19 protein-coding genes are annotated in these 15611 nt (G+C 35.2%); 12 read left to right on the forward strand and 7 right to left on the reverse strand.

Annotated features, from left to right (window positions below; genetic code table 11):
* The coding region (locus ACY65O_RS10135) for a cation-translocating P-type ATPase (RefSeq protein WP_462220737.1) at nucleotides 1-1673 on the forward strand (1673 nt) is incomplete at its 5' end.
* 9 nt (nucleotides 1674-1682) lie between these two features.
* On the opposite strand, the gene ACY65O_RS10140 is transcribed toward ACY65O_RS10135, so the two are convergent.
* From ACY65O_RS10140 to ACY65O_RS10150, 3 genes are read right to left on the reverse strand one after another with little or no spacing between them, the layout of a single operon-like run.
* Nucleotides 1683-1871 carry a hypothetical protein gene (locus ACY65O_RS10140; protein ID WP_462220738.1) on the reverse strand — a complete coding sequence of 63 codons (189 nt, stop codon included), beginning with the start codon at nucleotides 1869-1871 and terminating at the stop codon, nucleotides 1683-1685.
* 32 nt (nucleotides 1872-1903) lie between these two features.
* Nucleotides 1904-2200, reverse strand: a complete 297-nt coding sequence (locus ACY65O_RS10145) for a chaperone modulator CbpM (protein ID WP_462220739.1) — start codon at nucleotides 2198-2200, stop codon at nucleotides 1904-1906.
* 10 nt (nucleotides 2201-2210) lie between these two features.
* Nucleotides 2211-3122, reverse strand: a complete 912-nt coding sequence (locus ACY65O_RS10150; RefSeq protein ID WP_462220740.1) for a DnaJ C-terminal domain-containing protein — start codon at nucleotides 3120-3122, stop codon at nucleotides 2211-2213.
* Nucleotides 3123-3310: 188 nt separating this feature from the next.
* Between ACY65O_RS10150 and ACY65O_RS10155 the strand changes: the two genes are divergently transcribed.
* Entirely contained in the window at nucleotides 3311-4075 is a 765-nt protein-coding gene (locus ACY65O_RS10155; RefSeq protein ID WP_462220741.1) for a ThuA domain-containing protein, read from the forward strand.
* Between the two features lie 58 nt (nucleotides 4076-4133).
* Here the strand turns inward: ACY65O_RS10155 and ACY65O_RS10160 are convergent, their stop codons facing one another.
* Both ACY65O_RS10160 and ACY65O_RS10165 read right to left on the reverse strand, forming a co-directional pair.
* Entirely contained in the window at nucleotides 4134-4328 is a 195-nt protein-coding gene (locus ACY65O_RS10160) for a hypothetical protein (RefSeq protein ID WP_462220742.1), read from the reverse strand.
* Between the two features lie 179 nt (nucleotides 4329-4507).
* Complete coding sequence (locus ACY65O_RS10165) at nucleotides 4508-4750, reverse strand: hypothetical protein (RefSeq protein WP_462220743.1); 243 nt, start codon at nucleotides 4748-4750, stop codon at nucleotides 4508-4510.
* 214 nt (nucleotides 4751-4964) lie between these two features.
* On the opposite strand from ACY65O_RS10165, the gene ACY65O_RS10170 reads away from it, so the two are divergent.
* On the forward strand, nucleotides 4965-5816 hold the full coding sequence (locus ACY65O_RS10170) for a dienelactone hydrolase family protein (RefSeq protein WP_462220744.1): 852 nt from the start codon (nucleotides 4965-4967) through the stop codon (nucleotides 5814-5816).
* 141 nt (nucleotides 5817-5957) lie between these two features.
* A complete protein-coding gene (locus ACY65O_RS10175; protein WP_462220745.1) occupies nucleotides 5958-6311 on the forward strand; it encodes a DUF6370 family protein in 354 nt (117 codons plus the stop codon).
* A gap of 17 nt (nucleotides 6312-6328) precedes the next feature.
* On the opposite strand, the gene ACY65O_RS10180 is transcribed toward ACY65O_RS10175, so the two are convergent.
* Nucleotides 6329-6766 carry a DoxX family protein gene (locus ACY65O_RS10180; protein ID WP_462220746.1) on the reverse strand — a complete coding sequence of 146 codons (438 nt, stop codon included), beginning with the start codon at nucleotides 6764-6766 and terminating at the stop codon, nucleotides 6329-6331.
* A gap of 630 nt (nucleotides 6767-7396) precedes the next feature.
* Here ACY65O_RS10180 and ACY65O_RS10185 point away from each other — a divergent pair.
* The 5 genes from ACY65O_RS10185 (at nucleotide 7397) to ACY65O_RS10205 (ending at nucleotide 11814) form a co-directional block, all read left to right on the forward strand.
* Nucleotides 7397-8440 (forward strand): trypsin-like serine peptidase, encoded by a 1044-nt coding sequence (locus ACY65O_RS10185; RefSeq protein ID WP_462220747.1) that lies wholly within the window; start codon nucleotides 7397-7399, stop codon nucleotides 8438-8440.
* 101 nt (nucleotides 8441-8541) lie between these two features.
* Nucleotides 8542-8799, forward strand: a complete 258-nt coding sequence (locus ACY65O_RS10190; RefSeq protein ID WP_462220748.1) for a carboxypeptidase regulatory-like domain-containing protein — start codon at nucleotides 8542-8544, stop codon at nucleotides 8797-8799.
* A 243-nt stretch (nucleotides 8800-9042) separates the two neighbouring features.
* Entirely contained in the window at nucleotides 9043-9840 is a 798-nt protein-coding gene (locus ACY65O_RS10195) for a hypothetical protein (protein ID WP_462220749.1), read from the forward strand.
* Between the two features lie 299 nt (nucleotides 9841-10139).
* Complete coding sequence (locus tag ACY65O_RS10200; RefSeq protein WP_462220750.1) at nucleotides 10140-10925, forward strand: sterol desaturase family protein; 786 nt, start codon at nucleotides 10140-10142, stop codon at nucleotides 10923-10925.
* Between the two features lie 175 nt (nucleotides 10926-11100).
* On the forward strand, nucleotides 11101-11814 hold the full coding sequence (locus ACY65O_RS10205) for an endonuclease/exonuclease/phosphatase family protein (RefSeq protein WP_462220751.1): 714 nt from the start codon (nucleotides 11101-11103) through the stop codon (nucleotides 11812-11814).
* A gap of 132 nt (nucleotides 11815-11946) precedes the next feature.
* On the opposite strand, the gene ACY65O_RS10210 is transcribed toward ACY65O_RS10205, so the two are convergent.
* Nucleotides 11947-12672 carry a hypothetical protein gene (locus ACY65O_RS10210; protein ID WP_462220752.1) on the reverse strand — a complete coding sequence of 242 codons (726 nt, stop codon included), beginning with the start codon at nucleotides 12670-12672 and terminating at the stop codon, nucleotides 11947-11949.
* 611 nt (nucleotides 12673-13283) lie between these two features.
* On the opposite strand from ACY65O_RS10210, the gene ACY65O_RS10215 reads away from it, so the two are divergent.
* The 3 genes from ACY65O_RS10215 to ACY65O_RS10225 all read left to right on the forward strand — a co-directional run bounded on the left by ACY65O_RS10215 (nucleotide 13284) and on the right by ACY65O_RS10225 (nucleotide 15444).
* Nucleotides 13284-13922, forward strand: a complete 639-nt coding sequence (locus tag ACY65O_RS10215) for a hypothetical protein (protein WP_462220753.1) — start codon at nucleotides 13284-13286, stop codon at nucleotides 13920-13922.
* Between the two features lie 2 nt (nucleotides 13923-13924).
* Nucleotides 13925-14344, forward strand: a complete 420-nt coding sequence (locus tag ACY65O_RS10220; protein ID WP_462220754.1) for a hypothetical protein — start codon at nucleotides 13925-13927, stop codon at nucleotides 14342-14344.
* 104 nt (nucleotides 14345-14448) lie between these two features.
* Entirely contained in the window at nucleotides 14449-15444 is a 996-nt protein-coding gene (locus ACY65O_RS10225; RefSeq protein WP_462220755.1) for a polymorphic toxin type 23 domain-containing protein, read from the forward strand.
* The last annotated feature ends 167 nt before the right edge of the window (nucleotides 15445-15611 follow it).

Here is a 15611-nt window from a genome sequence, read left to right on the forward strand (position 1 = left end):
CAAAGCGAATGGTAAAACAAAATGCATTGATGAGAAAGTTGCCTGCTGTAGAAACGCTGGGTTCTGTTACATATATATGCAGCGACAAAACCGGTACGCTTACCCAAAATATAATGACGGTAGAAAAAATACAGGCGGCACCGGATAAAGAAGATTTATTAAAGCATGCGATGATACTGAATAATGAAGTAAAATTTTCTGACGAAGGTTTACTGGGAGATTCTACCGAAACTGCATTGGTAGATCATGCTATGGAGAAGGGACATACAAAAGAAGGATCGGATAGTGCTTTTCCGCTTTTGGAAAAATTGCCTTTCGATTCTGAAAGAATGCGGATGAGTACTTTACATCAGCATGGGGATAAATGGATTTTATTTGTAAAAGGCGCCCCAAAAAAAATGACTGAAGTATTTGATAAAAAATACACAGATCAAATTGCCGGTTGGTTAAATAAAAACAGGGAGTGGGCTGCAGAAGGTTTAAGGGTGTTGTTTTTTGGGTATAAAATTTTTGATCAAAATCCCGGCATCATAAAAATAGATGAAGAAAATGATCTTGATTTTTTAGGTATGGCGGCAATGATAGATCCGCCAAGAGAAGAAGTAATTGAAGCTATTAAACAATGTAAAACGGCAGGCATAAAATCGGTGATGATAACAGGCGATCAACCATTAACTGCCACTGCCATTGCAGAGCGTTTGGGTATGATAGAAAAAGGGCATGAAGGCGTAAAGACTGGTGCCGATCTTGAAAAAATGACAGCAGAAGAATTTAAAAATATTGTTGCCACTACCACAATTTATGCAAGGGTTTCGCCGGAGCAAAAATTAAATATTGTAAAAGCCTTACAATTAAATGGGGAATTTGTAGCCATGACGGGTGATGGAGTAAATGATGCACCATCATTAAAACAATCTGACATTGGTATTGCCATGGGTATAACAGGTACTGATGTTTCAAAAGAAGCTGCAGATATGATTTTGCTGGATGATAATTTTGCCACCATTGTAAAAGCCATCAGGGAAGGCAGAAGGATTTATGAGAACATCCGGAAATTTATTTTGTATGTACTTTCCTGCAACCTTGGCGAAATATTAACTATTTTCTTTGCACCATTACTCGGCTTTTCCATACCGCTATTACCCATCCACATCCTCTGGATAAATTTAGTAACAGATGGTTTGCCCGGCCTGGCACTTGTAGCAGAGCCCGCCGAAAAAAATATAATGCAGGTGCCGCCACGTCCGCCAAAAGAAAATTTATTTGCCGGCGGATTAATTACAAAAATTTTAATAACGGGAACAATATTGGCCATTGCTTCTATATCAATACAATGGTGGGCAGTGCTGCAGGGCTACGATGTAAAAACGCAGCAAACAATGGTTTTTACAACCTTGTGTTTTGTACAGTTGGGTAATGCCCTTTCTGTACGTTCTGTTTACCACAGTATTTTTTCTTCAGGGATATTTGGCAACAGAGCTATTTGGGGAGCAATACTACTAACGGTAATACTGCAGTTGTTAATAATTTATGTACCGCTTTTGCAAACTGTTTTTAAAACTGCTGCCCTTACATTTTATGCAATGGCTGCAGTTATTGCGATAACAATAGTGTGCGTTTTAATTATTGAGTTGGTAAAGTATCTTAACAAAAGAAAATACTTTAATCAATAACATCATTTATTAAATCTCCAGCTTTTCCAGAACCAGTAAAGTCTCTAAAAATTCATTCCAGGCTGACTGCCATTTTTCTTTGGCAGTGCTTATTTTTTCGTGATGTTCAGCACCGGCCCCGCCTTTTGTTTTCATGTATTCTTCCAGTTTGGCCAGTGTAGCAGCATTTAAATCTTCAAAGTGTTTTTTATGTTCCATAATATTTTTTTATGTTGATTAAGAAATTTTTTTTATTCATCATCATGTAAAGCCAGTTTGTTGCTGAGTTGTACAATTTGTTGCTGCATAGTATTCATTCGTTGTAATAAATAGGTAATAGTTTCAATACCTTCTACATTAATATCCATTTCGTAATATAACCGAACCATCTTTTCTAAATGATGTAACTGGCTTGCCGGTACAAAACTTTTATCTTCCACAACAGTCATTTCAATAAGGCCGCTGTTATTTAATGAATTTATAAAATCAATTTCTATATTGTGGTTGATACAAAATTCATCAGCTGCTATCATATCTTCTGTTTGCATACAAAAGTTTTTATTTAAGTTTACTTAATTCAGTGAACAATGTTTTTTGTTTCTCAGTAAGGTTGGTGGGTAATTTTACTTCGTAGGTAACATACAAGTCGCCGCTTTCACCTTCTTTTTTATACACAGGAAAACCTTTTCCTTTCAATCTTATTTTGGTACCGCTCTGCGTTTCGGGATTTACTTTCAGTTTTACTTTTCCATCCAGTGTATCAATAGTATTCTCTCCTCCAAGCAAAGCAGTGTATAAATCTATTGTTACGGTGGTATATAAATCGTTGCCCAGTCTTTTAAAACGTGGGTGCGGTGCAATAACAAATGTGATGAATAAATCTCCGGCCGGCCCGCCATTTACACCCGGTGCACCATAGCCTTTTAATTTTATTACCTGCCCGTTTTCTATTCCTGCAGGTATGGTTATCCTTATGTTTTTTCCGTTAACAGTAAGTGTTTGCTGGTGAGTAGTAAGGGCATCGGTTAAATTCAATTTTAATTCTGCATTATAATCCTGCCCCCTGAATTTTGTTTTATTGCGGCGTTCCGAACTGCCGAACATCGATTCAAAAAAACTGGAAAAATCACTGTCATCATCACCTTCAAACTGTGTACCGCTGTATCGTGACCTGGTTTGCTGTTGCCGTTGCTGTTCAAACTGGTCGGCATGCTGCCAGTCTTTTCCATACTGATCGTATTTTTTTCTTTTGGCTTCATCGCTCAACACTTCATTAGCTTCATTAATCTGTTGAAATTTATGATGGGCCTCTTTATCATTAGGGTTTAAGTCGGGATGCATTTTACGGGCTAACTTTCTGTAAGCTTTTTTAATATCATCTGCTGAAGCATTTTTATCAATTCCTAATATCTTATAATAATCTATAAATTCCATGGGTATTATTTTTCCTTTTAGCATGTAAAGGTACATATCATTTGTTATATTTTTTTGATGGGTGACTCACTCCCAAAGAGTGAGTCACCCATCAAAAAATACACTTTAGCTTTGGCATAAATGCGACCTTGTTATAAGTAATCTCAAAATTATTTTGCTTTAAAAAAGCAGTCTGATAAATATTCCATTATCTTCATAGCATTAAAACAACAAAAAATATTTTTATGAAAGCAATAAAAATTTATATTATTTTTTTATTAGTGCTATCTAGTTTTTGCAATACCGCTGCTGCACAGCAAAAACAATTTAAAGCATTAATGGTAACCACCACCAAAGGCTGGCACCACGAGTCATTACATTCTGGTGTTTTAGCAATTCAGCAATTAGGGGTAAAAAATTATTTTGATGTGGTGTTGCTGGAAAACCCCAATGGTATTACTGATAAATACCTGGAACAATTTCAGGTAGTGATATTTTTAAATACAACCGGTGATATTTTTGACAGTACCCAGCAAAAAGTAATGGAAAGATTTATACAATCAGGCAAAGGCTTCGTGGGTATCCACAGTGCATCGGATACAGAGTACGATTGGGAATGGTATAATAAACTGGTGGGAAGAATGTTTCATATTCATCCCGTTATTCAAACGGCAAGGTTAAATATTATTGATGATAAATTCCCCGGCATGCAGGGTTTTGCAAACAATAAATTATGGACAGATGAATGGTATGAATTTGGCCCCGAAAAAATTGCCGGCCTTAATTATATTCTTTCGGTAGATGAAAATTCTTACGATCCAAAAGTGCAATGGGGCGAAAAAAAAGGAATGGGTATGGGAAAATTACATCCTGTTGCCTGGTATCATAATTTTGATGGCGGAAGATCTTTTTATACGGCTCTAGGTCACTTACCTTCAATTTATAGCGATGCAGCATTTTTAAATCATTTGTATGCAGGAATTTTTTGGGCTGCAACAGGTAAAAAATAATATTTTACTGCAGCAGAAATTTGCCCAATTTGAAGTATAACAATCAGCTCAAAAAAAATTAACTTCCATAAGTTTTTTTTGAGCTTTTTTTATTGCCGGCACCTGCAGCTTTTTTTTCTGTAACTGTTTTTGGTGTAATGTTTTTTTTGCTGGAAGGCAAATGAGGGAAACCGGGAAAATCCTGGTCAATATGCGGATCGGGGTTTTGTTGAACTTCTTCTTCTTTTTTAATTGGACTGGTTTTATCAGACATCCAATATTTTTTTAAATAAAAAAAACTTTGCCATTATAAAAAAGCAGTTTGCTTTATCATTACAGCAAAGTTTTACCGTATTTCTATATTGTTGTGTAAGAAAAAATTTTCTTTTAAAATAATCAACAGCTACTGTTGAACAGCAATTATTATTAAGAAAAGATTAAAATACAGCTCGTTTAATTATCAGTTTTTACCTTTACCTCGCCGGTTTGTGTATTTACCTTTTTTACATGCTTACGGCCATAAGGATGTTTATGTTTTACTTTATAACCTTTATACTTTTTATTTTTAGTAAAAGGATTTTTTGCTTTTTGAACTACTGTAGTAGTTTTTTTAACCTCAACTTTTTCCTTTTCCTGTGCATTAGCCGTAAAAGCAATACTTAATGCTACAATTACCAGGGCAAATAGTTTTTTCATCTTATTTAATTTTGATTAATAATGAAAGTAATTTTCAAATATCAATCCAATTTTTATTTAAGCAGAAATGCAGGCCGGTTGAGGAAAATCTTACTCACTTTTGTCATATTTCCCCCATATGATACTCACTTTATTTTGCCTGTTATTGTTTTAAGCTGTTAAAAAAAGCAGCTTATCTTATTAACTAATTGTTTTAATTTCAAGAAAAATTACTATGGATCAAAAAATTATAAACCTTTACGACGATTACACACACCTGCCATTAACCAGGAGTGAATTTATACGCCGCCTCGTTTTAATAACCGGAAGTGTTACTGCTGCTATGTCGGTACTTCCTTTAATTGAAGTAAATGCAGCCAACATGAAAATTACGGGTGATGAAGATTTGTTTACCGAAAAAATAAATTACCCCGGTGTGCCTGGCAATATGGAAGCCTATGTTGCAAGACCGAAAGAAGATAAAAAATATCCGGCTGTAATTGTTATTCACGAAAACAGGGGATTGAATGCACATATAGAAGATGTGGCTCGCCGTGCTGCGGCGTCAGGTTTTTTAGCCATTGCGCCCAATGCTTTATCTGCAATTGGTACTGTAGCTGCAAATGAAGATGAAGCCCGCCAAAAATTTCAGGAATTAAAAGCAGAAAATAATTTACAAAATTTTATAAATGCGTTTGATTATTTAGCCACCCGTAAAGATTACAATGGTAACGCAGGTTGTGTTGGTTTTTGCTGGGGCGGTGCAATGGCAAACAGTTTGGCTGTAAAACTGCCTGCATTAAAGGCTGCTGTGGCTTTTTATGGCCGACAACCTGAAGCAGAAGATGTAAAAAATATTAAAGCTGCTGTGCAATTGCATTATGGCGGGTTAGATGAAAGAGTTAATGCAGGGATTCCGGCATACGAAGAAGCCTTGAAGAAAAATAATATTACTTACGAGTTGTACATGTACGAAGGCGTTAACCATGCTTTTCATAATGATACTGCACCCACGAGGTACAATGAAACCGCAGCAAAATTAGCCTGGCAAAGAAGCATTGATTTTTTTAAGAAATATGTGAAATAAAAAAATGCTGCTTAATTGATATGGTGTAACAGAAGTTTTTTATTTGAACAATCGGTATCTTTAACGTACAAAAATTATTTACACCTGTTTAAATGTATTTTTAATTTTCTGATTTTTACTTCACCAAAATAAAATCATTTTATGAAACCCTTATTGCTTTCCATATTTTTTAGTGTAATAATGCTTACGGCTTTTAGTCAAAATAAAACAGGCAGCACTGCAACACCCGATCCGAATAAAAAAATTCAAATAGTAGATGTGGCCTGTGGCGAATGTAAATTAGGCTTACCCGGAAAAAGCTGCGATTTAGCTGTACGCATAAATGGCAAATCTTATTTTGTGGATGGTACTAAAATAGATGATCATGGCGATGCACATGCAAAGGAAGGGTTTTGTAATGCAGTAAGTAAAGCAGAAGTGCAGGGAGAAATTGTTGGCGACCGATTTGTAGTAACTTATTTTAAATTGATAAACCCAAAAAAAATAAAAGCATAAATAATATAACTCCCTGCTTATTTTTTTGAAGTATTGCGAAAATAATTGTCCAATGATATTGGCCCGCCACCTTCAATAAAAAATAAAATCAGCAGTATTAAAATAATAACTGAAAACAACAGGTCAGATTCTCCTGCAAAAAAACCTTTTTTTGCATTTATAAAAAATACAGCTCCGGCAAGAATGGGGATTTGCACCAGCGACCAAAAACGTGTAAAAAGCCCCGCCAAAATCATGCTGCCACCAAGCAAATGTAACCAGGGAATAAATGAATTTAACCACGAAGCATTTTGAATAAAAGAAGTTTGAGCAATAAAACCCGAAAGCAAAACATTATTTTGTATAAACCCAATACCTTTAATAAAAAGGCATAAGCCCAGCACCACCCTTAAAACCACCAGCCATTTAGGATGGTGCCTGCTGCTCCAGTCGTTCATTTGATGCATCAAACCCATACGACAAAATTTTTGAAGTAGAAAACAACAAACTAAAGTTACAGCTATTTTATTTTTTTGTCAAGGGCTTTTTTTATGTTGGGTATTAATAAACAGGCATTTATATACCGTTGGAAAAAACACGGATAAGTTGATGAATTAATTTTTACTTTCTCCTGTTCCTTTTTTGAAAAAATAAAAACTGAAATTTTTGCGATGCATAAAATGTGCGAAAAAATATTTGCAAATAAGCTTGCATTTGTATATTTTATAATTTACTTTTAGATTAAGTGGTTGTTGTAATAGATGGTTTCAAAAAAGTACAAGGACTATAGCATTATGATAATTCAGTTTTCTTCCTAAAATAACTGAAACAGTTTAACAGCAGGGATATAAATGCCATTATTAGCTGCATTATTTTTAAACACCTCACTTTTATTTTTATTGCAGTTAATTAAATGCACCAGGCTTTAACCATGGTTAATAGCTATAGTAAAGGATTTATACCAGCAAAGTAATTTACAGTAAAGCCCCAAAGTAAAATCTAACTTTTGTGCAGGCAATAATTTGCCCGGTGCACACTATTTTTTGTTGCCGTTTCAATACTACAAGCATTCGTAACAATTTTTTTTTATCATTAAATTTTATGTTATGAAATCAAAAAGCATTTCTGAAAGAAACGGTAATGGGCATTCCCATGTTGAAACATTAACTGAAAACCCATCTTATGGAAAAACCAATCCTTCTTTTGTACAAAACTTTATGCAGGAAACAGCAGTGTATCCTGAACTTTCTGAAACGGAAGTAGAAGAAGTTGAAGGCGTAAGTATATTAAGGCCCGGCGAAGGAGATAAAGAAGTGTTCAGTAAATTAGAAACAGCATCTGCAGAAAACGAAACCAGTTTTGAAGAAACAGGTTTTGATATGCCCGGTGCAGATACTGAATTAATGGATGCTATTTATGCCAGCTATCCGGAACTGATCCCTAAAAGAAAGGCACAGCTTACCGAAGTTATTATTGGCACAGATAACAGGGTAAGAATTTTTAACACCACTGTTTATCCATGGCGGGCTATTTGTTCTTTAAGAATTACTGCCAAAGATAATTCGCAGTGGATTGGTACGGGCTGGTTAGTAGCACCCCGTACTGTTATAACTGCAGGGCATTGTGTTTTTATGCATGATCATGGTGGCTGGGCAAAAAGTATTGAAGTAATACCCGGATGTAATGAAGCATCAAAACCATACAACTCTGGTGTAAGCAGTAATTTAAGAAGTGTGCAGGGCTGGACAGGAAGTAAAAACCGTGATTTTGATTATGGCGCAATTATATTACCTGCCAATTACCGCCCCGGCGATGCAACAGGCTATTTTGGGTTTGGTGTAAAAACTGATGCTTACTTAATGTCTTCTGTATTAAATCTTTCCGGCTACCCCGGCGATAAAGGAAGATTTAGAAATGGCGATCAGCAATGGTTTATGGCACTTAAACCAAAAGCAGTTAGCAGCAGGGTAATTAAGTATGATATTGATACCATGGGCGGACAAAGCGGTGCACCTGTTTGGGTAAAAGTGGGGGATGTACGCACTTGCGTGGGCATACATACTAATGGCGACAGTGCAGGAAACTCTGCTACCCGAATTGTAACACCGGTATTTAACAATATACAATCGTGGAAAAATCAGGGTTTGTAAAAAACAAATTAAGGAGAGTAAAATCAGCACTGCTCATTTTACTCTCCTTATTTACAGCAATCTTTATTATTATTATTTTTCAGGATAATAAAAAAAATAAAATGGTAACAACAGGCTCGGTAAAAGGCATTTTAAAAAATAAACAGGGCATGCCCATTGCCGATGCCGCAGTTATGATAAAAGAAGGCAGTCATGAATTTAACGACATGGCTTCCATATCTAACGCACAGGGCGAATTTTTTGTATCCGGTATTGCAATACCCGGCACATATGTTTTGCAGATAAATCATAGCAGCGGTACCACAACTAAAGAAATAAATATACAATCTCCAGATACCGTTATTATAATTAACTTATAAGGTCACTCTTTTTCTTGTAAAACTTAAATTCCTCCAGTCACTATCCTTTCTGGTTCACACCGGTATTTTGTGTATTACACACGAAATAAAAATAAATCATGATGGGTAATTTATTTTTTATACCTTACGTTTCATCCTGCACTCTGCATATACGGGATATTGACCAGCACTACTTCTGAAAACAGTTTTTAACCCCGCCTGTGTTCTAATAATTATTTATTTAAACCTTAAACCAATTAACAAATGAAATCAATTTTTGCAATTGTTTTGCTTGCAGTTATTATCAGCTGCAACAATTCCGCCACTACAGAAAAAAAAGAAGCCATGAGCATGCCGGGAGCATATACCATGCTTTCGCAAACGGTAAACGATGGTAAAAGAGATACCGTTTATGCTAACCTTAAACAATTAAAAATTTACACACCCGATTACATGATGTATGCCAACGTAAACCCTTCCGATTCGGTATCCGGTTTTGGTATTGGTACGTACAGTTCCGATTCGGGCATGATAAAAGAAAATGTTATTTACAATGCATCAGATACATCAGCCAGCGATAATCCCGGTAGCTTTACATTAATGATTGAGAAAACAGCAAAAGGTTACAAACAGGTAATACCCGAACTTACAATGGACAACACCAAAGTAAAACTTACAGAAGAATATGAAACAGCAGGTACGGCAAACACAACTGCTTTGGATGGTGCATGGAAAGAAACCAAGGCTTATACTATTAAAGGAAAAGATACCACCATGCATCCTGCAACTCAATACAAAACTTATTATGCCGGCCATTTTATTTTTGGGCATACATACAAAGACTCTGTCAATAAAATACATACTGGTATGGGCTACGGCACTTTTACAATGGGCAGTGCTAATAAAATAACCGAAAATGTTGTAGCATCAACTTATGGTTCTATAAGAGGAAAAAGTTTTGATATTGCTATTGAAATGACGGGTACAGATGCCTTTAAACAAACTATAAGTGAAACCACTGGTGAAATTGGAGTGGAATTTTACCAGCGTTTAAAAAAGTAAAATATAAAAATGGTTCAAAAAAAGTTCACCCAGAAAGGTGGACTTTTTTATTGCTAAGTTATCAACATTTTACAGGGTTAGTCACAAGGTGTATTTCAAATTGTCGCAATATTTTTTTCAACGCAGAGAAAATGAGATGGCAGAGTTTACGCTGAAAAACTCTGCGATAACTCCTTTTCTCATTTTCTATGCGTTAAAATTTGCTTTATGGCCTGCCTTATGCATTAGCGACAATTTGAAATGCACCCGTCACGCTTTTGGAGTGCTTCACCCAATGAAAATACCGTAACTTTATAGCCATGAACTGGGACATTTATTACAAGATCATCAAAGCCATTGGCATCCGCTATTTTTTATTGGCACTGTTCGCTACCATACTATTTTATTTCATCTTTAAAAATAAATGGCGGTTTAAAAAAATACAGCCTTCTTTTCCTCAAACAAAAGATTATGCAAGAGAAATAGGTTACTCCATCATCACTATTTTAATTTTTGCATTTATTGGTTATATCACCAATTTTTACGAGCCTGTGGCTAAACATACTTTTCGTTACAGCAATATAAATACTTACGGATGGGTTTGGTACATTGCCGCTTTTCCTGTTATGGCCATAATGCACGATGGTTATTTTTACTGGACACACCGCCTCATGCATCACCCTAAACTATTTAAGTATTTACATTTGGTACATCACAAAAGCACCAACCCTACACCATGGGCTGCGTATGCCTTTCATCCTTTTGAAGCCGTGGTGGAAGCCGGTATTTTAATAGTGTTTGTTTTTACTTTGCCTTTGCACCTTACCCATACTTTCATTTTCTTTTTCTTTATGATTGTGTATAACGTTTACGGCCACCTCGGTTACGAGCTGTACCCCAAAGGCTTTAGTAAAAGTGTGGTGGGCAAATGGATAAACACATCAGTAAACCACAACCAGCACCACCAGTATTTTAAAGGCAATTACGGTTTATATTTTTTGTGGTGGGACAGGTGGATGGGCACCATACGTAACGATTACGATAACCGTTTTGAAGAAGTGAAGGGGAGGAGTAAGGAGGAAAATGTTGCTTCGCTAACAATTTGAATTTTTGATACCAGCTTTAGTTTTTTATGGCATCATCGTTGCGAACTTGTTCTGTTCTTGTTTCTTTTTAGTAAAAAGAAACAAGAATCAATCCTTTCAACGGCATACCATTGGGGAACTTTAGTTATGTTTTGTTGAAGAAAATACTTCAATAAAAAAAATAAAAAAACTATAATTGAAAATTATCACCTGGAACTGCAATATGGCTTACAGAAAAAAAGCCGGTTTTATTTTAAAGCATCAACCAGACATTGTTATCGTTCCGGAATGTGAGCACCCCGATAAATTAAAATTTAATAAAGATACTCCGGCTCCCAAAAGCATTTTATGGTATGGCACCAATCAAAACAAAGGCCTTGGTATTTTTTCTTATAGTAATTATAAACTTAAACTATTAAAAATTCACAACCCCGATATAAAATTTATTTTACCAGTAGCAGTAACAAACGGGATATTTAGTTTTACACTCTTTGCTATTTGGGCTTACAACCCCCTTGATAGAGATTATAATTATATAGGCCAGGTGTGGAAAGCCATCAACCATTACCAACGTTTACTAAAATCGAAAAATGTAATTCTTGCAGGAGACTTTAACAGTAATGTTTTTTGGGATAAACTAAAACGTAAAACCAACCACTCCATGGTAGTGGAGCAATTAGCGGCGCTCAATATTTTCAGCACGTATCATTCGCATTTAAATATTGCACAAGGCGCAGAAGCACACCCAACATTTTTCTTGTACCGGCATCTTAACAAACCATACCATCTCGATTATTGTTTTGCCTCGGCCAATCTTTTAAAAAAAATAGAAACTGTAGAAATTGGAACACATGAAGATTGGGCAAAATATAGTGATCATAGCCCTTTGATTGTGTCGTTTAAGTTATAAAGCGTGGGAAGCAAAAAAAATAAAGTATCTGATAAAATTGCAGCAAACGTGCAGGACTGTAATTCATTACCTTTCTAGCCCGGAATCGCTACTCAATCGAAAATATAAAGTTGAAGTGCTGTAGCCTTCTTGTTAGAAAAAGAATGCGAATTCAACATCTAATGGCTTTCTCCCGTTGTCAATTTCTTTTGCTTCAAGATTTAAATAATTGCGTCTACTTTTTTGTGTCTTCCCAATAAGTAAACGATAAGATTTTGATTTAAGTTCCATTATCTTAGTTAAATCTGTTGTATTCATTTCTTCAAATCTAAACTGATGTCCGTTCCAAGCCTTTATAACCGTCCAATCGTCAGCATGGATTTCATTTTTGTAAGGGATGACTGTATTACCATACTTTATTATTTTGTTTTTTTTATCTATGGTCAAGCTACAAATAGTTGTTATGTAACCAGATCCTTTAAATCTAATTAAAGTATCTGCATTTATATTTGAAATGTTTAGGGTTTCTTCACCAACTTTTACATATTTTTTTCCTTCAGAAATTCCGTTTTGCATTTTATCATATTCAACTTCTGATAGTCCAAATCTTTTGTCATATTTAAGCTTGCCGCTATCTTTTAGGTTTTCGTTCATATATTTCAAGAACCACGCTGTATCTTTTGAAACCGCTTCAGTCATTTTTGTCATTAAAAGTTTGGTTTCAAGAGGGTAATCAATTGCCATTAAATCAACATTGTAATCTCCATTCTTAAGAATAGTATCAGCGAATGAAAATGGGTCCTTGTCAAATTCGAATTGCCCGAAGCCTATTTGGAATAAAAATTGCAATAAGCCAAAGAGGAATATTGTTTTTTTCATTGGTGATGTCGCTTTATAGTTATAACCAACTTAAATATATGCGAATCTTTTTCACGGATAAAAATTATTATTTACAATTCTACTTATTTATACTGCCTGCCCCATCGGGGCAACAGGTTGGTAGAAATATGTAAGTCTGTATTAAAGAAGTGCCATAGGCACGACACAAAATCTTACCCCCTACATGGCTTATGTGCAAGAAAATTTTATTTCTACCAACCTTATGTCCCATCGGGCAATGTCATTAAGTTAAGGAAAAAGGGATGAAAAAAGGATTGCAATAAATAGTTTTGAGGTGTCACAGCCTTGGTTCGTGTCTTCACGAACCATCTTCGATTTTTATGAATTCACGATTTTTACCACTGTTACTGAATTGTAAATGCGAAATTATTTGTAAAAACAAAATAGTTCGTTAAGACATGAACCCAGGCAAAGGGATATTTTCATTTGATATGCTTCTAATCTTCCTCCGCAAAATTGCTGCATTGCTAATCCATACATACCACAATAAAAAATTACCACTTTAGGGTATTTGAATTTATTTTTTATTGTTGTACGTTTGATTGCTTCCCTTTATTTGAGCCATAAGATTTATTTTAAATCAACCGGTTATGGATCCTCAATATTATAAAATTCTCATCTTTTCATTATGGATATTGCTGCCTATACTGCCTGCTTTTATTTTGTATAAATTTTTGCCCGGCAATGTAATAGCAGTAAAAGGTCCCTTTAAAGGTTTAAAAGTAGATATGGCCGGTGCCTTTGCAGGCTATTTTCTTTTATTTATTGGCTGCTTTCTTTTAGTAGACCGAATGATTTTTGAAAAACCTGACAGGTATGAAGTGTGGACTGTTAAAGCAATGGTGTATGATGAAAATGGTTTTCCTTTGAGTAAAAGAAAAAATAAACCCGATGTTTCTATAACACCGCCTGCAGATATTGATAACGGTATTTTTGAATTTCATATTCCGGTGGAAGTAAATAGCAACTATTATAATTTCCCTTCAATAAGTTTTACGGCTTTTAGTTCAAGAGATGCTGCCGACCTCCGCACTTCTGATATCGATATTAAATACCTGCTTTCTCCCGACGTAAAAAAAGGGGACAAGAACGGCTATTGGAATTACGATTATGCAGGAAAAATTTTAACGTACGATTCGGCGGTTAGACTTGTAAAAGTAATAGCACCCGATGAGGAAAACAGTAAAAATATTTTAGTGGTTGATTCATTTTCAACACCAAATCAGTGAACATGAAAAAGATTATTTTATCAATTGCACTCTTATTACTTATTTTAGCCGCAGCAGCACAAAAAAGTGCAACTGGTATTATAAGGGGTAAATTGTATTACGATCTGGGCAATAAAAAGAGCAAAACAGGTGCCGACCTTAAAATTTACCTTATCCCAAAAACTGCTGCCAATACAACTGTAGTAAAAAATGCAAGTGTCTATGATGCATCATGCGACGAAAAGATGTTGTGCTCAGCTAAAAATTATAAGGTGACCATTTCTGATAAGGGAGGGTATTATTATTTTACCAATGTTACGCAGGGACTTTACCTGATAAAAATATGTACTTATTATGGAGGTTATTATTCATTTACTATTAAAACAAATTTCAGGGGTACCATTAACTTGCCCGATTTTGAAGTTGATCCCCCGGTAAGATAAAGCGGGCAAAGTATTACAACATGTCATTTCAATTAAATAAATTCCTCATTTGCAGTATTGCAAAACCGCCATCAATTTATTAATATTACTGCATAATATTTTTTATGCCCCATAAACTGCTGCATACTTTTATTTTTTGTTTAGTGATAAGTGTAAATTATGCACAGGAAAAACTGCAAATAAAAAACAGCAGCAATGGTTTGCAATATGGTTTTTCTGTAAAAGCACAATTGGAGTTTAGCACAGTAAAAAATACACAGGCGCCGCATATAAGGCTGGCACTTGCCGGTGGTATTGGTTCATCGTTTATTGATAATAATATTTACCCAACAATTAATGGAGAGCTGCAATTGTACAACAATGGCCTGGGTAGCAGTAAGCCCGGCAAAATAAAACCGGGGCTAAAAGGCATAAACTTAGATTTTGTTACAGCACTCACCGTTACTGCAGGCGTAAAAGATTTTTTACAGCAAAACCGTTTGCATCTTTTTATAAACCGTAATGTACCGCTCTATTATTTTGCCGACTTTGGTTTGCCTGCATTAAAAAACCCTTTTGCATATTCTTTTTCTATCGGTACTAATTTTATTTTTAATACCGATGGGGATAAAAAATTTCAGCGTACCGGTTTTGTAAATTTTCATTTCTCCCGTTTTCAAATTTCTTATTCAAATGATGGGGGGGTGCCTTTCTCCAATATTTATCTGGGCGACAGAAAAGACAGGTATTATACCGGCAGTGTATTATTCAGTTATCATGGCAAACCTTACACTGCTGTTAACCTGGTAGAATTAAGCTATCATAAATTTACCGGCTACACACAAAACTCTTTTGAGGCCAGCAACCAGTTTGATTTTGCTTATGTGAATTATAAAAAAGAGGAGCGACGTTTTTATAATAAAAGTATGTTCACACTAAATGTGGCCAACCCGGTAAAAGGTTATGCTGTAAATTATAAACTGTACAATAAAACAAAATGGGATGTACAGCATTTAATACACTGGTCAATATTTAATTCGTACCATATTGTACCATATAAAGAACATGGTTCGTTTAGCGGCACTTATTATCAATCGCAAACTACTATTGGTTTAAAATGAAAAAAATAATTACCATATTATTCTTTGTACTGTTATTTTTTTTGTGTGCAAGAAAGTACAGCATTACTGATATATTTCGCAAAGGTGTACCTGCCGATATGCAGCAATGGAAATTAGACAGCACTTATCATTTGTACATACGGGAAGTTTTTTTAGACACCTCCAAC

It is taken from the genome of Ferruginibacter sp., from assembly GCF_031430955.1.
Classification (GTDB): Bacteria; Bacteroidota; Bacteroidia; order Chitinophagales; family Chitinophagaceae; genus Ferruginibacter.